The organism is Salinihabitans flavidus (genome assembly GCF_900110425.1).
GTDB classification, from domain to species: domain Bacteria; phylum Pseudomonadota; class Alphaproteobacteria; order Rhodobacterales; family Rhodobacteraceae; genus Salinihabitans; species Salinihabitans flavidus.
This window is the reverse complement of sequence record NZ_FODS01000022.1, coordinates 1-22,261: the sequence shown is the minus strand read 5'-3', so window position 1 is coordinate 22,261 and position 22,261 is coordinate 1. Positions and strand designations below refer to the sequence as shown.

The 22,261-nt window shown below is 61.6% G+C and carries 17 protein-coding genes and 1 pseudogene; 4 read left to right on the top strand and 14 right to left on the bottom strand.

The window, feature by feature from the left end; genetic code table 11:
• Window positions 1-93: 93 nt before the first annotated feature.
• On the bottom strand, window positions 94-1,407 hold the full coding sequence (locus tag BMW66_RS15395; protein ID WP_245729506.1) for an ammonium transporter: 1,314 nt from the start codon (window positions 1,405-1,407) through the stop codon (window positions 94-96).
• 38 nt (window positions 1,408-1,445) lie between these two features.
• On the bottom strand, window positions 1,446-1,784 hold the full coding sequence (locus tag BMW66_RS15390; protein ID WP_093119785.1) for a P-II family nitrogen regulator: 339 nt from the start codon (window positions 1,782-1,784) through the stop codon (window positions 1,446-1,448).
• A 254-nt stretch (window positions 1,785-2,038) separates the two neighbouring features.
• Between BMW66_RS15390 and BMW66_RS15385 the strand changes: the two genes are divergently transcribed.
• The gene (locus BMW66_RS15385) at window positions 2,039-4,195 is read left to right on the top strand and encodes a transglycosylase domain-containing protein (protein WP_093119784.1); all 2,157 of its coding nucleotides are present in this window, start codon (window positions 2,039-2,041) and stop codon (window positions 4,193-4,195) included.
• Between the two features lie 115 nt (window positions 4,196-4,310).
• On the opposite strand, the gene gyrB is transcribed toward BMW66_RS15385, so the two are convergent.
• From gyrB to BMW66_RS15345, 8 genes are all read right to left on the bottom strand, one after another.
• The gene (gene gyrB / locus BMW66_RS15380; protein ID WP_093119783.1) at window positions 4,311-6,728 is read right to left on the bottom strand and encodes a DNA topoisomerase (ATP-hydrolyzing) subunit B; all 2,418 of its coding nucleotides are present in this window, start codon (window positions 6,726-6,728) and stop codon (window positions 4,311-4,313) included.
• A gap of 140 nt (window positions 6,729-6,868) precedes the next feature.
• On the bottom strand, window positions 6,869-7,300 hold the full coding sequence (locus BMW66_RS15375) for a VOC family protein (RefSeq protein ID WP_093119782.1): 432 nt from the start codon (window positions 7,298-7,300) through the stop codon (window positions 6,869-6,871).
• Window positions 7,297-8,406: a DNA replication/repair protein RecF gene (gene recF / locus BMW66_RS15370; RefSeq protein WP_093119781.1), complete on the bottom strand. Its 1,110-nt coding sequence runs from the start codon at window positions 8,404-8,406 to the stop codon at window positions 7,297-7,299. Before recF ends, BMW66_RS15375 begins: the two co-directional genes overlap by 4 nt.
• 73 nt (window positions 8,407-8,479) lie before the next feature.
• Window positions 8,480-10,147 (bottom strand): amidohydrolase, encoded by a 1,668-nt coding sequence (locus BMW66_RS15365; protein WP_093119780.1) that lies wholly within the window; start codon window positions 10,145-10,147, stop codon window positions 8,480-8,482.
• A 67-nt stretch (window positions 10,148-10,214) separates the two neighbouring features.
• Window positions 10,215-11,243 (bottom strand): ABC transporter substrate-binding protein, encoded by a 1,029-nt coding sequence (locus BMW66_RS15360; protein WP_093119779.1) that lies wholly within the window; start codon window positions 11,241-11,243, stop codon window positions 10,215-10,217.
• A 36-nt stretch (window positions 11,244-11,279) separates the two neighbouring features.
• The gene (locus BMW66_RS15355) at window positions 11,280-12,083 is read right to left on the bottom strand and encodes an ABC transporter permease (RefSeq protein ID WP_093119778.1); all 804 of its coding nucleotides are present in this window, start codon (window positions 12,081-12,083) and stop codon (window positions 11,280-11,282) included.
• Window positions 12,076-12,987 carry an ABC transporter permease gene (locus BMW66_RS15350; RefSeq protein WP_093119776.1) on the bottom strand — a complete coding sequence of 304 codons (912 nt, stop codon included), beginning with the start codon at window positions 12,985-12,987 and terminating at the stop codon, window positions 12,076-12,078. The genes BMW66_RS15355 and BMW66_RS15350 overlap by 8 nt, the downstream gene beginning before the upstream one ends.
• Before the next feature lie 4 nt (window positions 12,988-12,991).
• Window positions 12,992-14,068 carry an ABC transporter ATP-binding protein gene (locus BMW66_RS15345; RefSeq protein ID WP_093119775.1) on the bottom strand — a complete coding sequence of 359 codons (1,077 nt, stop codon included), beginning with the start codon at window positions 14,066-14,068 and terminating at the stop codon, window positions 12,992-12,994.
• A gap of 236 nt (window positions 14,069-14,304) precedes the next feature.
• Between BMW66_RS15345 and BMW66_RS15340 the strand changes: the two are divergent.
• From BMW66_RS15340 to BMW66_RS15330, 3 genes and pseudogenes are all read left to right on the top strand, one after another.
• Window positions 14,305-14,574: pseudogene (locus BMW66_RS15340) on the top strand (IS481 family transposase); the annotation flags it as partial.
• A gap of 81 nt (window positions 14,575-14,655) precedes the next feature.
• The gene (locus BMW66_RS15335; protein ID WP_093119773.1) at window positions 14,656-15,615 is read left to right on the top strand and encodes a TAXI family TRAP transporter solute-binding subunit; all 960 of its coding nucleotides are present in this window, start codon (window positions 14,656-14,658) and stop codon (window positions 15,613-15,615) included.
• Window positions 15,616-15,617: 2 nt separating this feature from the next.
• Window positions 15,618-17,402 carry a TRAP transporter permease gene (locus tag BMW66_RS15330; protein ID WP_093119772.1) on the top strand — a complete coding sequence of 595 codons (1,785 nt, stop codon included), beginning with the start codon at window positions 15,618-15,620 and terminating at the stop codon, window positions 17,400-17,402.
• A gap of 260 nt (window positions 17,403-17,662) precedes the next feature.
• On the opposite strand, the gene BMW66_RS15325 is transcribed toward BMW66_RS15330, so the two are convergent.
• The 4 genes from BMW66_RS15325 to BMW66_RS15310 form a co-directional block, all read right to left on the bottom strand.
• Complete coding sequence (locus tag BMW66_RS15325; RefSeq protein WP_093119770.1) at window positions 17,663-19,303, bottom strand: gamma-glutamyltransferase; 1,641 nt, start codon at window positions 19,301-19,303, stop codon at window positions 17,663-17,665.
• Entirely contained in the window at window positions 19,263-20,123 is an 861-nt protein-coding gene (locus BMW66_RS15320) for an ABC transporter permease (RefSeq protein ID WP_093119769.1), read from the bottom strand. Before BMW66_RS15320 ends, BMW66_RS15325 begins: the two co-directional genes overlap by 41 nt.
• Before the next feature lie 74 nt (window positions 20,124-20,197).
• Window positions 20,198-21,451 (bottom strand): ABC transporter substrate-binding protein, encoded by a 1,254-nt coding sequence (locus tag BMW66_RS15315; protein ID WP_093119768.1) that lies wholly within the window; start codon window positions 21,449-21,451, stop codon window positions 20,198-20,200.
• Window positions 21,452-21,542: 91 nt separating this feature from the next.
• Window positions 21,543-22,261, bottom strand: a 719-nt coding sequence (locus BMW66_RS15310; protein ID WP_139196191.1) for a DDE-type integrase/transposase/recombinase, incomplete at its 5' end; no start/stop codon positions are given.

The following is a 22,261-nucleotide window of genomic DNA, read 5'->3' as shown; positions in this document are numbered from 1 at the left end:
CCCGGACTTTCGGTTTCGTGTTTACTATCCCATACATAAGAAATGGCCCGGGCAAGACTGCCCGGGCCTTCTCTTTCGCGTGTCCGGCAGTGATCAGGACTTGGAGAATTCGGGATAGGCTTCCATCCCCAGTTCCCCCATGTCGAGGCCGTTGATCTCTGTCTCTTCGTCCACCCGCAGGCCCAGCACCGCGTTCAGGATCAACCAGACCACGGCGGAGGTGACGCACACGAAGACACCGACCACGACGATGGAGGTGATCTGCACACCGAAGGACGCATCGCCATTGGTCAGCGGCACGGCCAGCGTGCCCCAGATACCAGCCACGAGGTGAACCGGAATGGCGCCGACAACGTCGTCGATCTTGAACCTGTCCAGCAGCGGCACGGCGAAGACCACGAGGATACCGCCGATGGCGCCGATCAGGGTCGCCACACCAAGGCTTGGTGTCAGGGGCTCCGCAGTGATGGATACAAGCCCCGCAAGCGCACCGTTAAGGATCATCGTCAGGTCCGGCTTGCCATAGCGAAGCTGCGTCAGGATCAGCGCGGCAATGGCACCACCGGCAGCGGCGGTGTTGGTGTTGGCGAAGATGCGGCTGATGTCTGCCACATTCCCGGCGGTGTCCATGTAAAGCTGCGAGCCGCCGTTGAAGCCGAACCAGCCCAGCCAAAGAATGAACATCCCGAGTGTCGCAAGCGTCAGGTTCGAGCCCGGGATCGGCGTGACTTTTCCGTCCTTGGCATACTTCCCGATGCGCGGCCCGAGGATGATCGCCCCTGTCAGAGCCGCCCAACCACCGACGGAATGAACCACCGTGGAGCCGGCGAAGTCGAGAAAGCCCATGTTGTCGAGGAAACCGCCGCCCCATTTCCAGCTTGCCTGGATGGGGTAGATCAGAGCAGTCAGGGCAATGACGAAGAACAGGAAAGGCCAGAGCTTGATCCGTTCCGCGAGTGCGCCCGACACGATCGAGGCCGTCGTCGCGCAGAACATCAACTGAAAGAAGAAGTCCGAACCGACGGAAGCATAGGTCAGATCCGGATCGGCCCCTTCAAGACCGACAGGCTCCATCGAGGCCCAGCCGAAGGCGCCCAGAATACCGTCCATCGACCAGCCATCGCCCGGATACATCAGGTTATAGCCGATCAGGTAGTAGAAGATCGCGGCCAGAGAGAAGAGCGAGACGTTCTTCGTAAGCTGCATTGTCACGTTCTTGCCGCGCACCAGCCCTGCTTCGAGCATGGAGAAGCCCGCGGCCATCCAGAACACAAGAAAGCCCGCGACAAGGAACATGAAGGTGGTGAAGATAAAGCCAATGTCCTCGTTCGTTGGCGTTGTGTCGGCCTCTTGAGCCAGCCCCAGGCCGGGCGCCGCAACGAGTGCGGCAGGCAGGGCAAATTTCATGAAAGTTCGCATATCCGTTTTCCTTCCTCGCGCCGTCTTCAAAGCGCGTCTTCGTCGGTTTCACCGGTCCGCACGCGAATGGCCTGCAATGCGTCCAGCACGAAAATCTTGCCGTCACCGATCTTGCCGGTATGGGCCGACTTGGTGATGGTTTCGATCACCTCTTCGGTCATGGAGTCGGAGACGACGAGTTCGAGTTTGACCTTCGGCACAAAGTTCACTTCGTACTCCGCTCCGCGGTAGATTTCCGTGTGTCCCGACTGAGAGCCGAAGCCCTTTATCTCCGTCACCATCATCCCGCGCACGCCGATGGAGGTGAGCGCCTCGCGCACCTCCTCGAGCTTGAACGGCTTGATTGTCGCTATGATCAGTTTCACGCTGGTCCCCTTTCGATTGGCAAAACGCCGTCATGATGCAGATGCAGAAAAGACCTGAATCCGATCGGATCGAAGGAAAAACAGCCACCGTGAGGGCCAATCGAGCAGGCGAACGCACAATAATTGCACAGTTTTTGTGAGTTGACGCTTTTTTAATCGTTTTGAAAATGTGGTTTTCCCGCCGAGCAATCTCTACATCGTGGCAGACTCGCGTTATGGTGCCGCAAAGAACAACGAACGGGCAGAGCGGATAGATGAGCGATTCAGGCCGGAAAAGGCCGCCACTCGTGGCGGAGAAACGCCATGGCAACGCATCGGGCAAGCGTCGCAAAAAGCCCGATGCGCGAAAAGGCGGGCCCAAGAAGGCCACACCCACTCGGAGGAATCGGAAACCGACACAACGTCGTAGCCCGGTCACACGTCTGATCACCGCGCTCTGGCGCTGGATCTGGCGACTCGTCTGGGCATTGACCTGGCGCACGGCGGCAGTGGTGGCGTTGATTGTCGCTTTTGCAACCGTCTACATTTACACCACGCTACCTGATGTGAACGAGCTTCTGGACGGGCGTGCGCGGGGATCTGTGACGCTGCTCGACCATGAAGGTGAGGTTTTCGCCTGGCGTGGCGATCAGTTCGGAGGCGTTGTCACCGCTGAAACCGTTTCTCCGCATCTGAAGAACGCGGTGGTGGCGACAGAGGACAAGCGATTCTACAACCACCTCGGAATATCTCCACGCGGCATCGCAGGAGCGGTGCGAATAAACCTGCAAGAAGGGCGTGGGCCGCTTTCGGGGCATGGCGGATCGACGATCACGCAGCAAACCGGAAAACTTCTGTGTCTCGGGGCCGAATACAACAAGGATCAGTGGGAGAACGAAGCGGCCTACATTGCCGACTGTCGGCGCACCACTCTCTGGCGCAAGGCAAAAGAGGCCGTCTTTGCCCTCGCGATGGAGCTTAAGTACACCAAGAACGAGATCCTGTCGGTCTATCTCAACCGTGCCTACATGGGGGCCGGGGCCTATGGGGCGGAAGCCGCGGCCCAACGGTATTTCGGTAAACATGCGGCAGAGGTGAACGCAGCCGAGGGCGCCATGCTGGCCGGGCTTTTGACGGCTCCGTCACGGCTCGCGCCGACCTCCGGACTTGAACGTTCGCGCGGGCGTGCGGCGGTGGTGATCGGGCTCATGCAGGATCAGGGCTATCTCACCGCGCAAGAGGCACGCGAGGCACTGGATAATCCGGCGGAACTGTCCGACGCGGCGCAGGCCCGCGCCGGCGGCTATTTCGCGGACTGGCTCATGTCCGAGGGTGTGCCGGAGTTCTTTGGGCGGAACACAACCGAGGACGTGGAGCTGCACACCACACTTGAACCGCGCATCCAGTCGGCGGCCGAAGGGGGGCTCAACTGGGTGTTCGAGAACAAGGTGCGCGAGGGATCGGACGCGCAGGCCGCGGTGGTTGTCATGTCCGCCGATGGCGCGGTGCGTGCATTGATCGGAGGGCGCAATACCTCTTTGGCGGGTGCCTTCAATCGTGCAACACAGGCAAAGCGGCAGACCGGATCGGCCTTCAAGCCATTCGTTTATGCCACGGCTCTGGAGCTTGGCTATGCTTGGAATGACACCGTTGTGGATGAACCTTACTGTCTGGACATCCCCGGATCGAAACGTTGGTGCCCACGGAACTATACCGGCAAGCACTATGGACAGGTCACGCTTACCGAGGCGCTGATGAACTCGCTCAACGTTCCGGCGGTCAAGATTTCCGAGGCGGTGGGCCGTGACAATGTTCGTCGCGTGGCCAGCGATTTCGGGATCGAAAGCGATCTTGCGGCGGGTCCTGCTCTAGCGCTTGGCGCATCGGAGGCATCCCTTCTGGAGATGACCGGCGCCTATGCGGGAATCCTGAATGGCGGCTCGTCCGTCACGCCATATGGGCTGGTCGAATTGCGCCTGCGCGGTGAGGAGCAACCGCTCATGGGAAGCGGAGGTGGAATAGGCGAGCGTGTGATCAGCGAAGAGGCCGCGCGAGAGCTGATATTCATGATGCGCAAGGTGGTCGAAGAAGGCACCGGCCGCCGCGCCGCGTTTCCGGGCTGGGAGCTTGCGGGCAAGACGGGCACTTCTCAGGAAACGCGCGATGCGTGGTATGTTGGGTTTTCCAGCGACTATGTGGCCGGAGTCTGGATGGGCTATGATGACAATACACCGCTGACCGGCGTAACGGGCAGCGGCCTGCCGGCGGAAATCTGGCGGGAGGTGATGAGCCGGGTCCATGAGGGGCAGGAGCCGCGTCCGCTTCCGGCGTTTGAGCCTGAACAGGAGTCCATACCCACCCCCCCGGATCCGGAAAGACGCCGCGATTCAGGGCTGGAGAATCTTATTCGGGGCATTCTGGGACAGCGTTGAACGACGGGCATTCGATCCGGGCAGACATTCGCCCGGATCGAATTACTGGTGGCAACACCTCTACCGCCGCGCGGGTCGGCCGGCCACCTGACACCTGCCGGCAGTTATCCACAGATCAGAAATCGAGGTTCTCGACACTGAGGGCATTTTTCTGGATGAACTCGCGTCGCGGCTCGACCACATCACCCATAAGTTTGGTAAAGAGATCGTCGGCTTCCGCCATATCCTCCACCCGGACCTGGAAAAGTGTGCGTGCATCCGGGTCCAGCGTGGTTTCCCAAAGCTGGTTGGGGTTCATTTCCCCCAGCCCCTTGTAGCGTTGCAGTGTGAGCCCCTTTTCGCCTTCGTCCAGGATCGCCTGCAAAAGCGCGAGCGGGCCATAGATCGCCTGCGTGCGGTCCTTGCGCAGGAGCGTCGCCGGATCACCATAGGTGTCCTGTAGAGATTGAGTGAATTTGCCGGTTTTGCGGGCTTCACCCGAGCGCAGCATCGGCCCGTCGAGTGTGCGCACCTCTTCGACACCCCTCAGGATGCGTGCCAGCCTGATGCCATGATCCTGCGTGATCCGCCCCTGCCAGCCACGCTCGTATTCCAGGGCAATCCGGTTCAGTCGTTCGGCGACCGTGTCGGCCACACCCTGAAGATCGGCCTCCACGGCACCGGGCACGAAGGCCCCGGCGATCGCGGCCTGTTCGAGAATGTGGCGGGGATAGTGGGTCGGGAAGGCCTCCAGCACTCGTTTGAGCTGTCGTGCCTCCTTCACCACACGGGCCAGATCCTGCGAGGTGATTTCTTCCCCGTTGCCGAGGCGAAGCACCGCTCCTTCGGTCCCTTGGGCGATCAGGTACTCCTCAAGTGCGGGATGATCCTTGAGATAGACCTCCGACTTCCCGCGCGCCACCTTGTACAGCGGTGGCTGCGCGATATAGAGGTGCCCCTTTTCGATCAGTTCGGGCATTTGTCGATAAAAGAACGTCAGCAGGAGGGTGCGGATATGGGCGCCATCCACGTCCGCGTCGGTCATTATGATGACCTTGTGATAGCGCAGCTTTGTGATGTCGAATTCATCCCGTCCGATTCCCGTGCCGAGCGCCATCACGAGGTTGCCGATTTCCTGACTGGACAGCATCCGGTCAAACCGGGCCCGCTCCACGTTGAGGATCTTGCCGCGCAGGGGCAGGATCGCCTGTGTGCCGCGGTCGCGGCCGGTCTGGGCGGAGCCGCCGGCGCTGTCGCCCTCGACAAGGAAAAGCTCGGTGCGAGAGGCGTCCTTCTCGGAACAGTCCTTGAGCTTACCGGCGAGGAAATTGACATCCATCGCGGTCTTGCGCCGGGTGAGTTCACGCGCCTTGCGCGCCGCCTCGCGGGCACGGGCTGCCTCGACGATCTTGCCGACGATCACGCGGGCCTCATTGGGGTTTTCCTCGAACCACTCCGAAAGCTTCTCGCTCACAAGGGATTCGACTGCGGGACGGACCTCGGAGCTCACGAGCTTGTCCTTGGTCTGGGAAGAAAATTTCGGATCAGGGACCTTCACGGACAATACGCACGTCAACCCCTCCCGGGCGTCATCCCCGGTGAAGGAGACCTTCTCCTTCTTGGCGATTCCGCTGTCCTGCGCATATTTCTGAATGGTCCGGGTCAGCGCGGCGCGGAAGCCCGAGAGGTGAGAACCGCCATCGCGTTGCGGGATATTGTTGGTAAAGGGCAGGACCGTTTCATGGTAGCTGTCGTTCCACCACATCGCGACCTCCACCCCGATATCGTCGCGTTCGCCGTCGACATAAATCGGCTCCGCCATGGCGGGGGACTTGTGGCGGTCCACGTATTTGACAAACTCCCTGACGCCGCCCTCGTATAGAAGTTCGACCTTGAGCGGCTCTGCGGGACGTTCGTCTTCCAGAACGATGCGGACACCGGAGTTCAGAAAGGCCAGTTCGCGAAGGCGTTTTTCAAGCGACTCGAAAGAATAGTCGAGATTGGAGAAAGTCTCGGTGGAGGCGAGAAAACGTACCTCCGTCCCCTTGCGGCCATTGGCATCGCCCACAACGCGCAGATGCTCGACGGTGAAACCGCCCTCGAAGCGGGCATAGTGTTCCTTGCCGTTCCGCCAGATGCGAAGCTCCAGCCAGTCGGAGAGAGCGTTGACCACGGAAACACCGACGCCGTGCAAGCCCCCGGAAACCTTATAGGAATTCTGGTCGAACTTGCCGCCCGCGTGAAGCTGCGTCATGATCACCTCGGCGGCGCTGACGCCTTCGCCGGTGTGCATGTCGACCGGGATTCCCCGGCCGTTGTCGCTGACGGAAACGCTGCTGTCGGGGTGGATTTTCACGAGGACGAGATCGGCGTGGCCGGCGAGAGCCTCGTCGATGCCGTTGTCCACGACCTCATAGACCATGTGGTGCAGGCCAGAGCCGTCGTCGGTGTCCCCGATATACATGCCGGGGCGTTTGCGGACAGCCTCCAACCCCTTGAGAACCTTGATAGAATCTGCACCGTATGCGTCGGATGCCTGTGTGTCGTCGGCCATGCTGCCCTTCCTGATTTTCTTGTCCGACTTATAGGGGTTTTCAGGGGGGTTGTCACGCGAATGAGGGGCGGAATCGGGGGGCTGTATCACGTCGGTATAACGTCGGTATTACGTCGGTGCGGATACCAGCGTCGAGAGAGTCACGCCGCTCCGGTCAGGGTGAGACTGCCATCGGGGGCAAGAGGCCAGAATGGATTCATCGCCACTTCCCATACGTGTCCGTCAGGATCGGTGTAGTAGCCCGAATAGCCGCCCCAGAACACCTTTTCCGGCGGTTTGAGTGCGCCGGCCCCGGCGGCAAGCGCGGCTTCGAAGGCGTCGTCGACCTCTGCCTCGGTCGGGAAATTCTGCGCCAGTGTCATGGCGCCAGTGCCAAGCGCCGCGTCCGGCCGCCCCTGATCGGCGGCCAGATCGGCCTTGCCGAAAAGGCCCAGAACCAGCCCGTTCATCTGGTAGAACGCGACGTTGTCAAGCGCCTCTGCCGGCGTCCATCCGAGGGCGGCGTAAAACCTCTTGGAGCGCTCAAGATCGGTGACACCAAGGGTGATGAGAGTAACGCGTTGTGGGGTCATGTCTGATCCTTCTGCCGGACGTGGCTGATACCATCGGTTTCGGTCACTTCGATATGCTGTGCGCGGTCGCCGAGATCGTCGAAGAGCTCTGCCCCGGTGCCGGTCATCCACGCCTGCGCCCCGAGCGCGCAGATCTCGTCGAAAAGGGCGGCGCGGCGGGCCGCATCGAGATGCGCCGCCACCTCGTCGAGCAGCAGCAGCGGCGGCGCGCCGATCTGTGCCGAAAGGGCGCGGGCATTGGCCAGGATCAGGGAGATCAGAAGGGCTTTCTGTTCCCCGGTGGAACAATCGGCCGCCGCCACCCCCTTGGCGGCATAGCTCGCCGCCAGATCGCTGCGGTGCGGACCGACAAGGCTTCGGCCCGCGAGCAGATCGCGCGCGCGGCTGCCTGCCAACGCTGAACGCAGCGCGTCCTCATCCTCGGGCATCGGCCCTTCTGTCTGCACCAGCGCGAGATCGGCCACGGGAAAGGCGGTCGCGGCCCCGGCCTGCGCCGCGATCAGCCAGTCGATCGTGGCGCGCCGGTTGGCGTGCAGCGTGGCCCCGGCGGTGGCCATCTGTGCCTCCAGCGCCTGATACCAGCCGGCATCGCGGGTCTGATCCTTCAGAAGGCGGTTGCGGTCGCGCATCGCCTTTTCATACGCGAGGGCCGCATCGGCGTGGCCGGGAAAGAACGACAGCGCCATGCGGTCGAGAAAGCGCCGCCGCCCCTCTGCCCCCTCGATCCAGAGCCGGTCCATCGACGGAATCAGCCACAGCAGCCGCGCCACGCGGCCTAGGGCGGTCTGCGGTGCGGTCTTGCCGTCGATGCGCAACTGCCGCGTCGCGCCCTGTTCCGACCAGATTTCGATCTCGTGGTGCTGACCGAAAGAACGGAGTGCGCCGGTCAGCTTCCATCCCAACGCCTCGGGCCGCCGCGCCATGTCCGCCGCCCCTGCCCGGCGCAGACCCCGACCCGGCGAAAACAGGGAGACCGCTTCGAGGATATTGGTCTTGCCCGCGCCGTTGGGACCATGAATCGCCACGGGCCGCCCGTCGCAGGCGATCACGCTACGCCTGTGCGAGCGGAAGTAAGATAGCGTGAGGTGCGTCAGGCACAGGGACATACTCAGGATCTATCCCGACAGAGACGCCCATGCCAGTCGGAATAAGCCCCCGCGCGGACGGGGGCATCGGGTCTCAGCCCTCCCAGGTCACGCGGCCGCCGCAGATGGTGACGGCGGCACGCGACTTATCCAGTTCCTCCGGTGCCATTGCCTCCAGATCATGCGACATGACCACGATGTCGGCCATCAGCCCCGGTTTCAGCCGTCCCTTGCGATCCTCGTTAAACTCGACCCAGGCATTGTCGGCAGTATAGCTGCGCAGGGTGTCCATCAGGCTTTGCCGCTGATCACGCCATGGCGCGGGCAGCTTGATCGGTGCGACGGCCGCCTTCACGCTTGGCATGACTTCAACCCCGATCACGGGCCAGTCGGTGGAGAATACCAGTTTCGGCGCGACCTTGCGGATGTCGGACCATGCAAAGGCCATTGGAATCTGCCGCTCGTGCAGAACCTCGTCCATTCCGGCCATCGGGAAGATGCCGCCAAACGGGGCATGCCCCGGCTGCATGGAGGCCACCACATCCAGTTCGGCAAACCGAGGCAGATCATCGGGATGCAGAACCTCGATATGTTCGATGCGGTGCCGACTGTCGCGCACTCCGTTGGCGCGCCGGGCGGCCTCATAGCCATCCAGCGTGCGCCGGATCGCCAGATCGCCGATCGCATGAACCGCGATCTGAAGGCCCATCGCGTCCGCCCGCTTGCACGCCTCATTGAACTGGTCGGCCTCGAACACCGCGTCGCCCGTGTGATCGGTGCCGGGATACGGCTCCAGCATCAGGGCGGTACGGCTTTCGGTGACACCGTCCATGAACATCTTGACCCGGTTGCACCAGACCATGTCACCATTGAAACGGCGGCGCATCTCCTCGGCTTCCGCGAAGCGGTCGAGCGGGTCGAAATTCTTGTAGTGAAACGGCACCTCGGTCCGGCAAAGAAGCTCTCCCTCCGCCTCCAGTTCAGACAGGAGTTCAAGCTGGTAAAAATTGCCGTCCATATTGTGCAGGGTTGTTATGCCGTGGCTGGCGCAATGCTTCATGCCGCGCTTGATCGCGGCCTTGTCGAGCGCGCGTTCGGCGGCCGTTGCGGGCGGCTCGGGGTTGTTGCCGGTGATCAGCCCCATCATGTCACGACCGGCATGCCGCGTCAGGCGCAGGACCGGGGCATAGGCGGAGGGCTCCTGCAACTCGCCTGTGGCTTTGCCGTCCTCCCCCATGACGATTTGCGCGCCGGCGTCGACTTCGGCCCCGTGCAGGATTCCGGCCGCCTCCAACGCGCGGGTATTGGCCCAGATCGTGTGATGATCCGGCGCGAACATCGCGAAAGGCCGGTCGGGCAGGACACGATCGAGATCGTGGCGGGTTGTGCCATGGCCAGACCCAAGGATCGCGTAATCGGCCTGAACGGCGAAGACCACCTTGTCATCGGGGCACTTGGCGGCCCAGTCGCGCACGGCTTCGGTCAACCTGTCTTCGCCCAGAACCCCATAGAGATCGAGGTATCCCAGTTCGACCGATCCTCCGAACAGGTGGACGTGACTGTCGATGAAGCCGGGCAGGACAGTGGCCCCGGCCGCATCGACGATGCGCGTTGCGTCTCCGGCCATGGGGCGAATCTCGGCGGTGGTGCCGATTGCCGTGATCGTCCCCGCGGATACGGCAAGCGCCTCTGTCCGCGGGTTGGCATCGTCGAATGTGATCAGATTTCCGTTCAGGATGACGATATCTGGGGGGGTCTTCATGACAGTCTCCGCCAATAAAAAATGCGGCGCGGCCGGTTTGTCACCGAGCCGCGCCGCACAGGTTGGTTTACTTCTTCACTTCGGTCCAGATCGCGCTGTAGATGCTCTGGACCTCGGGCGGGCATGTCTTTGCCAAGTAGCCGGCATCCATAAGCTCCTCGGGAATCACGACCTCGGGGGCAGTGGCCATCACCTCATCCATGTATTGCTCCGACCCTTTGATGCCATTTGCATAGCGGGCGAAGTTGGACAGCATCGCCGCGTTTTCGGGATCCATGATGAAGTTCAGGAACAGTTTGGCATTCTCGACATTCTGCGCGTCGGCAAGGATGGCGGCGTTGTCCATCCAGATCGGAAAACCTTCCTGCGGATAGCCGAAGGCGATATCGGGATTTTGCAAACGCGAACGGAGCGAGGCGCCATTCCAGTTCACGCCGGCGGCCAGATCGCCCTTGGCAAACTTCTCGATATTGCCATAGGCCATCGACAGCCAATGCTCCTTGGCCTCGACCATCTTGTCGCGGACCTTTTCGAGAACCTCCTTGTCGCCGGTACATTGTTCACCGCCCATGTACTGGATGGCCATCCCCATCACATCGTTCATCTCGGGCACGACATTGATCTTGCCCTTCAGTTCTTCGGGCGGATCGTAGATGAGCGCGGCGGTGTTGATGTCACCATCGTAAACGGCTGTATCGACGGTGATGCCAACGGTGCCCCATTGCCAGGGAACCGTATACTCACGCCCCGGATCAAACTCCACATCGACCCAACGCGGGTCCATGTTCCCGAAATTCTCCATCTCGTTGGGGTTGGACTTCATCAAGAGCCCCTCCCCCACGAAGATCGGAACATATGTCCCTGACGGCACGACGATATCGAAGCCGTGGCCGCCCGCCTTGATCTTGGCCAGCGCGGTGTCATTGCTGTCATAGTCGGTGATGGTGACATCGACGTCGTGTTCCTGTTCGAACTTCTCGATCATCTCGGGGCTTGTGTAGTTGCCCCAGTTGAAGATGTTCAGTTCGCCCTCGGCCCAAGCCGGCCCTGACGCGGTCAGCGCCAGAGCTGTTGCGGTTCCAACGATGTATTTCATTATCTTATCCTCCTGTTGGGGTGGTTGAAGGCCGGATCATTTTGGCGTCCGGCTGAGAAAAAAGAACCCGATGACGAGCATAACAGAAATGGCCAGAAGCGCGCTGGAAATCGCGTTGATCTCCGGTGTGATGACACGGCGCAATTGCCCCAGCATGTAGGTGGGCAGGGTATCCTGACCGGCGGATTTCACGAACTCGGTGATCACGACGTCGTCGAGCGAAATAACGAAGGCCAGCATCGCCCCGGCCAGTATCCCCGGCCAGAGCTGCGGCAGGGTTATGCGGCGGAACACCTTGAACGGTGTGCCATAGAGATCCGCCCCCGCCTGCTCGAGGCTCAGGTCCATGCCTTGCAGGCGCGCCCGGATCGGCATGTAGGCAAAGGGTAGACAAAATGCCGAATGCGCAATGATCAGATACGCAAGCCCGGTGTACCCGGTCCAGACCTTCACAAGCGCGAAAAAGATGAGCAACGCCACGGCCGTCACGATCTCAGGCACCATGAGGGGCTGATTGATCAATGCGAATGCCAGGGTCTGACCCCGCCAGGGACGTGTGCGCGTCGTGGCGAGGGCGGCCAGAACGGCGGACGACGTGGCAATCAGGGACGCTGACAAAGCCACGACCACGGAGCGGACGGTCGCCGCCTGAACGCGCTCGTTCTCCCACGCCGACACATACCACCGCCAGGAAAACCCCTCCCAGATCGCGATCGATTCACCGGCGTTGAACGAGTACAGAACAAGCAGGATGATCGGGAGATAGAGAACGACGAAGCAGAACACTGCGACGGTGGTGAAGCCGGTTTGCCGGCGAACGTCGAACCCACCTTTAGACATTGGTTTCGCCCTCGCGGCCCACTGCGCGCACGTAAAACAGCAGCGCTATCATGACAATCACTAGAAGTGTCAGCGACAAGGCCGCCCCCAGCGGCCAGTTGCGCAACTGGCCGAACTGCAATTCGATCAGATTGCCAAGCATCAATTGCTTTCCGCCCCCCAGAACGCGCGGCGTGACATAGGCCCCCAGACAGGGCACGAATACCAGGATCGACCCGGCCACGACGCCAGGCTTGACCAGCGGAAAGATGATCTTTCGCAAAACCTGAAGCCGCGTCGCATAGAGATCATACCCCGCTTCCACGAGGCTGAAATCGAAACGCTCCATCGACGCGTAGATCGGCAGGATCATCAGGGGCAGATAAACGTATGTCATGCCCAGAAGCAGCGAAAATTCCGTGAACAGCATCTGGATCGGCTCATCAATCACACCCATGGCAATCAAAAGCGTGTTCACCGTGCCCTGATTGCGGATCAACTCCATGATCGCGAAGGTGCGGATCAGCAGGTTCGTCCAGAACGGAATCATGATCAGCAGCATGTAGATATCGCGCTGCCTCGGCGGGCGCGTCGCAATGAAATAGGCGGTCGGAAAGCCGAATATGAAGGCCAGAACCGCCGTCATGAACGACAGCTTGATTGATCGCCAAAGCACCGTCAGATGCGCGTCCGCAAGCTGCCATTCGTCTGTGAAGATGTCCCGTTCCGCCAGGACATTGGTCCAGGCTTGCAGGGAAAACTGCCATTCCACCCCGCCATAGTCACCCGGCGTGAGGAACGAGTAGACCAACACGATCAGCAGCGGACCGCTGGCCGCAAACAGCAAAACGAGCATGGCGGGCGTCAGGAGCAACCAGCGCGTGTTGCGATCTCGACGGTTGCGGGCGGCGGAAAGATCGGTCATTGCATCAATCCTTCAGGATCTGGCCGATACCTGCGCCGAAATTCACGCCGACCCGTTCGCCCACCTGTCTTTCATGACGCTGATCCGGTTGATTCTGCTGGCGCACGATGAACTGGCCGCCGCTGTCCAGATCAATGTGATAATGGGTGTCGGTGCCAACATACACGACATTCGACAACGCCCCCTGAAAAAGCGCGCCCTCGGCCTCATCCATTCTTGCGTGTTCGGGGCGGATGGCCACCGTCACCTCGCCGCCTGTCCTGCCCCCGCCCTGCGCCGCGCGGGCCACAACCTCGGAGCCCGAGGGAAGGCGGATATGCGCCTGCTCACCCTCGACCTTCAACAATTCCACGTCGAGGAAGTTGGTATCGCCGATGAAATCGGCAACGAAACGTTCGGCCGGGTGATCGTAGATGTCGCGCGGGCCACCGATCTGGCGGATGCGCCCCTCGTTCATGACGGCGATCCGGTTCGACATGGTCAGAGCTTCATCCTGATCGTGCGTGACGAATATGAAGGTAATTCCGGTTTCAGATTGCAAGCGTTTGAGTTCAAGCTGCATGTCCTTGCGCAGTTTGAAGTCGAGCGCCGAAAGCGGCTCGTCGAGCAACAAGACCTTCGGCCGCGGGGCCAGTGCCCGGGCCAGTGCAACGCGCTGCTGCTGACCGCCGGAAATCTGGCTGGTCTTGCGATCTGCCATTTCGGTCATGCGCACAAGCGCCAACATCTCGTCAACGGTGGATGTGACCTCGGATCCGGGCTTGCCCAGCATCTCCAGGCCAAAGGCGATGTTCTGCGCAACGGTCATGTGCGGAAACAGCGCGTAGGATTGGAAAACGGTATTCACCGGACGGGCATACGGGGGCTGGTTCAACAGGTTGTTCCCGTCCAGCGTGACCCGGCCACGCGTGGGATCGATGAACCCGGCAATCACGCGCAACAAGGTGGTCTTGCCGCAGCCCGAGGGGCCCAGAAGTGTAAAGAATTCATTCGCATCGATCGTGACCGAAACATCGTCCAGTGCCGTAAAGGCTTCGGCTCCAACGCCGAAAATCTTGGTCACGCCTTCGATTTCGATCATGAACTCGTCCCCAATCCGCGAAACTTCGGGATAATTTGATCAAAAACAGGCGCCCCCGAATTGTCAAGACTCGATTGCCATTCTGTCACACCACCAACGGAACTCGCCTATTTCTGAAGCGACGTTCCCGAATTTACAAACTCAACAGTTTGACACGATCCGCCGAGTTTTCATGCCGCGGTGCCGCGCGAAAGAGCTGACGTTCACCGCAGGTGCATAAGGGCCCGACCGAAGTAGAGGAGGCGACCGTCGTCGCATTCCGAGGGGACACATTGTTGCCGCTGGACGATTGTCTCTATGCTCTGCAGCCATCCATCCCGGATCTGACGCGTTCGGCACTGCATCGCGGCCCGCAACGTCACGGCATCTCTCGGCGGCCTGACGTGGAAGGTGACACGCGGAAGCGCCAGAAGTTCAAGCGCTCCCCCATTAGCCTCTTTCATATCGACATCGCCAAGGCTCAGACTGCCGAAGGCAAGCTCTGCCTGTTCGTAGGTATTGATCGCAGGGTTGATTCGGGCGAGCCTGTCCGGAATCGGCAGCCACTTGAGGAAAGCCGTTCCAATGGGGTCCGATAAATGGGAGGGATGACCTTGAAATTTCGTTATCTTACTGCTGCGGCAGCCATGGCCGCGCTATCCGCGCTGTCCGCAACCGCCGAGACGCGGGTGACTTACAAATCTGCAAAATCCACTTCGTCCTATTACCAGATGGCGGTGCAGATCGCCGAGGCAATGGAAAATGCCAGTGATGGCGAGATCAGCGTGACCGTTGAGGAGAGTCAGGGTTCGGTCCAGAACGTCATGGAAGTACGCGCCCGCGGCGGCGACTACGTCTTTACCACCCCGCCGGTCCTGGTGAAGCTGGCGAAGGACGGCAAGGCGATGTTCGACGGCAAGGGCGATCCGGCTTTCGACGGTATTCGCGCGCTGTTCCCGATCCCGTCGCTGACCATGCATTTCGTGATGAGCGCGGACAGCGGCGCAGCCAGTTTCGAGGACCTGAAGGGCAAGACGATCCTGCTGGGCAAGGGCAGTTTCGGCGCGCGCGAGGGTGAAAAATACCTCGAGTTGTTCGGCGTCAAGGACGAGGTGTCGATCGCCGACGTGGAACTGTCCAACGCCGTTCCGGCGCTGAAAAATGGCCAGATCGACGGTTTCGTAACCGCTGGCTCCTGGCCCGCGCCCAACGTGGTCGAGGCCGCAGCCTCCACCGGGGTCAACGTGCTGTCGCTCACCGAAGCGCAGATCGAGGAAACGGGACGCACCAAGCTGGTGATCCCGGCGGGCACCTATGCCGGCCAGGACGCCGATATCGTGACGACCTCGCTGCCGGTGGTCGCCTATACCACCACCAAGATGGATGACGAGACCGCCTATAGCCTGACCAAGACTTACTGGGACCAAAAGTCCAACATGGCAGAGGGCGCCAAATGGTGGGCTGGCGTCGATGAAGGGCTGATGTCCAACATCACAGGTCAGATCCACCCGGGCGCCGTGCGCTACTACGAAGAGGCGGGGTTTGACCTGACCGACGCGCAGAAGTGAACATGAAAACCATCGACACCCCCGCGCCGCAAGGTTTGGCGCGGGGCTTATGGGCCAGCTTCGCGCTGGCCTCTGTCTTGTTTCACCTCGGGCTGGTGTTCTCCGGTCTGGTGCCGAATCTGATCAGCCGGCCGCTGCATCTGGTCTTCGTGCTACCCTGGGTGCTGGTCTACCGGCAGAGCGGCGCACAATGGGTCAGCGGGCTGATGCTGGCGGGCTTGGGTGGTGCGGCGGCCCTGTGGGTGACCAGAAGCCATGAGGCGCTGTCCGATCAATACGGTTTCCTGGAAGGTGATTTTCAGATCGGTATCGCCGCCGTGCTGATCTGCGTCGTGCTTGAGGCCGCGCGCCGCGCGATCGGCTGGCCACTGCCGCTCGTCGCGACACTGGCGCTGCTCTACGGCCTTTTCGGTCAGTATATCCCGGGCCGTTTCGGCCATTCGGGCACCCCGTTGGAAAGCTTCCTGGGCACCCTGGTGATCGCCGAGGGCGGGCTGTGGGGCACGCTGACGGCCGTGTCGGTGAACGTGGTGGCGATTTTCGTAATCTTCGGCGCGGTGCTGAACGCGGGTGAAGCGGGCCAGGGTTTCATGAACGTGGCCGCCGCCGCGGCCGGGCGGTTGCGCGGCGGCGCCGCCAAGGTGGCGGTGCTGTCCTCGGCGCTGTTCGGTTCCATTTCCGGATCGGCCTCGGCCAACGTGGCCTCCACTGGCGCGATCACGCTGCCGGCGATGATCAAGTTGGGGTATCCCAAACGGATCGCCGGCGCGGCGGAGGCCGTGGCCTCTTCGGGCGGACAGATCATGCCGCCGCTGATGGGCGCAGGAGCCTTCGTCATGGTGGAGCTGACAGGCGTGCCCTATACCGGAATCATCGCCGCCGCCGCGCTGCCGGCGCTCCTCTATTTCTGGGCGGTCTGGGTCGGGATAGATGGCTATGCCCGCCGGTTCGACCTGCGCGGTCTGGCCGAAGCAGACCGCCCTGCACGGCGCGATGTCGCCATCACTTCGGGTTTTTTCCTGATCCCCTTCGGGGTTCTGCTATGGGGAATGTTCGGGCTGGGCGTGACGCCGCAATACGCCGCCTGCCTTGCCATCGGGGCGGGTGCGGTCCTGCTTTTGACCGGGGCCGACCTGCGGCTGGACCTGCAACGCGCGGCCGCGCGGGCCGAGACGGCGCTGATTACTGCCGGGCAGCAGGTGGCGCTGATTGGGTCGATCATCTTCTGCGCGTCGCTGGTGATCGGCGTGCTGGGCATCACGGGCCTGGGCGTCAAGATCACGTCGCTGATCCTTTCGGTGTCGGGTGGGTTGCTGTGGCCCTCGCTGCTGCTGACGGCGCTGGCCTGCCTGGTTCTGGGGATGGAGGTGCCCACCACGGCGGCCTACGTGATCTGCGTGTCGGTGGCCGGGCCCGCATTGATCGAACTGGGGATGGAGCCATTGCAGGCGCATCTGTTCGTGTTCTGGTACGCGCTTCTTTCCACCATCACGCCGCCGGTCTGCGGCGCAGTCTTCATCGCCGCGGGCATGATCGGCGAAAACTGGCTGCGCGTGGCGCTCACGTCGATGACGCTTGGCGTCGGGCTGTATCTGATCCCGTTGGGCATGGTGGCGACGCCGGCGGTGACGAACCTTGCCGGCGCGCCGGGATTGGCCGTGCTGGCAGCGGTCAAGATCGGCGCCGGTCTGGCGCTGATCAGTTGGGCACTGGTGCGGCGCTGGCGCTCATGGGTGCGGCTGGGGGCGTTTGCCGTCGGGTTGTTGCTGGTTCTGGTCCCGACCTAGAGCGTGTCGCGTTTAATCGGTTCTGTATCCTATGGTCTTGAAGACGTTGTAGCACTCCTTGTCGGTGAACAGTTCGCAGACATGGACTACGGCGGTCCATAGTCGATCATATGTTCTCGCTGCGGCTTTCCTGATCAGCGTCTTCAGCTTGGCAAACTCCATTTCTATGGGGTTCAGGTCGGGGCGCCCTCGGGCATCTGCGCATTGTTGATCCCGCTGCGCCAAGTCGACTCGCCCTGGACCGGCTGATTGCGAGATCCCTACGCGAAGATGGCTGCTCCGTCCCAACTGCTGTCCGCAGCACCGGAAAACCTCCCGCTCGCGGAAATGCCTGCAACTTGTACAATACCGAGGTGATTAGTGTGGCCGCCCCTGTTCATCTCCGGAAGGATCCCATGATGTTTCAGCCCGGCGATGACACCGTCACCCGCATGCACGTCCAGCCGGGGCACGTCGTCCTTGAGGTTGACGCGCGCAAACTTGACTGCTTCTCTGAGCGAGAGTCCGCGATCGACGACATTCGCAATGACCTGAAGGATCGCGCCGGGGATACGCTCGCTACCGGCAGCTCCCAGCGACATGAGCAGGCGACCGTTGCGGGTGATAATGGTCGGGCACATTTCGGTCACATCGCGTGCGCCGGGCACCGGTTTGGTCTCCATCGTGTAGCTCTTTGCCATTAGGACGCCGTGGATCGGATCAGCCACGCGCATTCCGAAATGAGGCCCGATCGAGCCAGTCATCGCCACCGTGGCGCCATCGCCGTCGATCACCGAAAGATGCGTTGTGTCCTGATCTTCCCGCGCGTCCGACCGCTGGGCCGACACGAAGGGCCACACCCCGGCCTCCGGCCGGCGCGCCATCTCGGCGCGGACCGCGGCGACGCGGCTATCGATGAACCCGGGCGATATCAGGATTTCCAGCGGGATGCCGTCGGGCTTGGGCTCGAGCGAGCCCAGAAGCTGCGGGCGGTCGTTGAAGCAGGTTCGTACGATCAGGACAAGGAGCCGTACCTCGTCAGCAGTCAGAACTCGGCCCAACCTTGGAAACGCGTCCAGGATCGACAGCATTTCGATCAGGCTGTGCCCCCAGCCCTGCCGCCCCAGGGTGATTACTTCGCAATCGCGGAACCTGCCTCGTATCACTTCGCCGTCGCGCGCTTCGCTGTCGGCCAGATCCGCCGCGCTCCAGTAGCCGCCACGCTGGCACACGCCTTGCGCAAGCCTCCGCGCCGCGACACTGCCGGTGATGACGGACGGACCTTGCGCGCCGAACGCGTGAAGCAGCGCCGCCAGGCGTGGGTGGCGAAACAGTGCGGGCGCCGTCGGGCCCTGCGCGCCGCGCGCGACGTAATCTTCCGCTTGCCCGGCGGCGGCAAGTTCCCCGAGGCGCTGCCGCCACACAGCGCCAAGATGTGCCGGCGGGGCAAAGCCTTTCTCGGCCAGACGCACGGCAGGGGCGACCACGTCGGACAGGGTAAGGCGCCCGTGCTCCGCCTGCAGCCGGGCCAGCGCCTGTGGCAGTCCGGGAATGGCCGCGCAGGCGAACCCTTCGCGGACATCATCCGGATCCGACAGCGGAGCAACGCCGGCGGGCGTGGCGCTGGCGCCGTCAATCGCGTGCACCTCCCCGTCCGGCCCGCGCCAGAGGATCTGGCAGCGCCCGAAGAAGCTGCAGTTGGCGGGATCGGCAACCGCGAGCGCTAACGTGGTGGCCACGGCGGCGTCGGCCGCATTTCCGCCGCGTTTTAGAACCTCGGCCCCTGCCGCTGCGGCAAAAGGCGACCCTGCTGCAACGATCCCCTTGTCAGGCGCGCAGCTATTGTTGATCATGTCGGATGTCATCGTAAACCTTGTTTTGCTAGCTCTGACCACTGCTCTGCACGCGCGGATCAAAAACATCGCGCAGGCCGTCTCCGAGAAGATTAAAACCGAGGACCGTAACGAAGATCGCCAATCCGGATAGAATCGCCGCCGCCGGCGCCACCTCCATAAAGCTGCGCGATTCCTGGAGCATCCGGCCCCAGGAGGGTGCGGGGGGCGGAAGGCCGAGGCCCAGAAAGCTGAGGCCCGCCTCGCCCAGGATGGCACCCGGAAATTTCAGCGTTGTCTGGATCAGGATCGGCCCGGCGCAGTTCGGCAGGACATCTTGCATGAGTATCCGCATGGGCCGCTTTCCCAGCGCGGTGGCCGCCAAGACATAGTCGGCCTCCTTGCGCTGTATGACCGAGGCCCGGACCACACGCGCGAATCGTGGCACGCCCACGATCGTCAGCGCGATGACGATGGCTTCCACCGTGCCGCCGAAGGCCGCGACCAGCGCGATTGCCAGCAAAAGACCGGGGAACGCCATCAGTGCGTCCATCGCGCGCATCATCACCACGTCAATGGCGCCGCCCACGAAGCCCGACAATGCCCCAAACCCGACCCCGACAACCAGCGACAGGAGCGTCACGTAGAAGCCGACTTGAAGCGAAATGCCCCCACCATGCGCAAGCCGCGTCAGCAGGTCGCGGCCAAAGTGATCTGTGCCCAGCCAATGGATCGCGTCGGGGGACTGCAGCGCATTGCGCACGTTCATCTGATTGGGATCGAACGGCAGCAGTGGCGGTAACAGAAGCGAGAACAGAACGACGAACCCTACCAGCGCCACTCCGACCATCGCGAGCCGGTTGCGGCGCAACTTCCGTAGGAGCGCCCGTGCTTCGGGGTTGAGGAACATGCTGCTATCCTTGTCTCTGACCCAACGCGCCAGATGCGGGCGGGGCTGCCGCCTTGCCTCCCCGCCCGCGTTTATCAACGGTCCAGCCAGACGTAAGCCAGCCCGGTGTCCGCATTGGACAGCCCGCCCTGCCGATCCGTGCGGAAGCCCTTGACCTCGGGGCGCCAAGCCATCGTGTTGGGTGCGAAGTAAAGCATCACATGCGGGACTTCGGCCTGGATGATGTCGAAGATTTCTTGGTAGATGTCCTTGCGTGCTTTCGGATCAACTTGCTCGCGCGCCTGACGAAGAAGCTCGGTAACCTCCGGATTTTCGTAGCCGCCGGCGAAGTAGTTGGCCGGACCGTCCGGAGTGTAAAACCGGCCGTAGCGTCCGTCGGGATCAGCATACCAACCGGCGCCTGATATTGCGATGTCGTACTCACCAGAACGCATCCGGTCCGAAAGGACAGCCCAGTCGGAAATCGCGATTTCCGCTTGGAACCCAGCCTCGTTTAGGTGCCCCTGCACGACCTGTGCATCGTCGAGATACGTGGAACGCGCCTCGATTGTGACAGGCAACCCGTCGGGATAACCCGCTTCCGCCAACAAGTCGCGCGCCTTCTCGACGTCGCGCTGCGGGACATCTGCCGCCATGCGCCAGAAGCTTTTCTCGTCCCAGATCTGGTTTTCCAAAGTGCCGAAGCCGAAGGTCCGCGCAAGCATCACCTCCTCCCTGTCCACGGCGAGGTTGACAGCCTGGCGCACGCGCACATCGTCGAAAGGCGGACGAGTGTTGTTCATGATTGCCATGCGCCAGGTGGTACCCGGAGCGACAAGCAATTCGAATCCTCGGTCCTCATTCGCCATCAGGGTCGGGAGCAGTTGCTCCGGCACAGAAGTGACCAGATCTACGGCACCGGTCCGCAGTGCAACCATACGCGCCGCATCGTCGCTGAGCGGCATCAGCACAACTTCATCCAGATACGGAACATCGGGACGCCAGTAGTCGTCAAAACGCTCGAGCGTGAGATTTTCGTTCATCGCATAGTCGCCGAATGCAAAGGGGCCTGTTCCGACCGGCTCAGCGATGGTCCCGTCCTCGGCGACGCTTTCTTCAGGAATGATGGCAGCCCATACGCCAACGAGATTGGACAGGAAGGGGGCGAAGGGCGTCGAGAGATGTATTGCGACAGTGTGGTTGTCGATGACTTCAATGCTCTCGATCTGCTCGAGGTTCTGACGCCGGCGCGAGCCTGTGTCGGGTTCAAGAATTCGCTCAAGGCTAAACTTAACGTCTTCGGCCGTCATTTCGCGATCGTTGTGAAACCGAACGCCTTCTTCAAGCATGAACGTATAGGGGATGACTGTACGTCGTCAGATAATTTGGGACGCTTGAGCGGTTTTCGGATTGGAGGCTCTGGCCCATCCTTGATTTAGATTATGCGGTTTCAGTTTCGTGGCGCAAGCGCCGCGTAAGCATGGTTTTGCGTTTGATCTCCTCTCGCTGTTTCAGGATTTTCTCTCCCCTGCCGAAGTAGACGTCGGCAGGCGTCAGGTTGCCCAGGCACTCGTGGTACCGGCGGGTGTTGTAGTATTCGACGAAGTCCCTGATCTGGCGTTCGAGATCCCCGGGCAGGAAGTAGTGCTCGAGCAACACGCGGTTCTTCATGGTCTGATGCCATCGCTCGATCTTGCCCTGGGTCTGCGGGTGGTAGGGCGCGCCGCGGACATGGTCCATGCCCTTGTCGTCGAGATAATCTGCCAGGTCGCCCGCGATGTAAGATGAGCCGTTGTCGCTGAGCAGTCTTGGTTTGGCGACAACGGTTGCGCTGTCGCAGCCCGAGACGTCCAGTGCCAGGTCGAGCGTGTCGGTCACATCCTTTGCCTTCATCGTCGTGCAGAGCTTCCAGGCGATGATGTATCGGCTGTAATCATCCAGGATGGTCGACAGGTAGAACCAGCCCCACCCCAGGACCTTGAGATAGGTGAAGTCCGTCTGCCAGAGTTCGTTGGGCCGCGTGGTCCTGTCTTTGAACTCGTTCGCCGCCTTCATCACGATATGCGCCGGTGCCGTGACCAGATCTTCCGCCTTCAGGATCCGGTAAACGGATGATTCCGAGACAAAATTTTTCTTCTCGTCAGTGTATTTTACTGCAA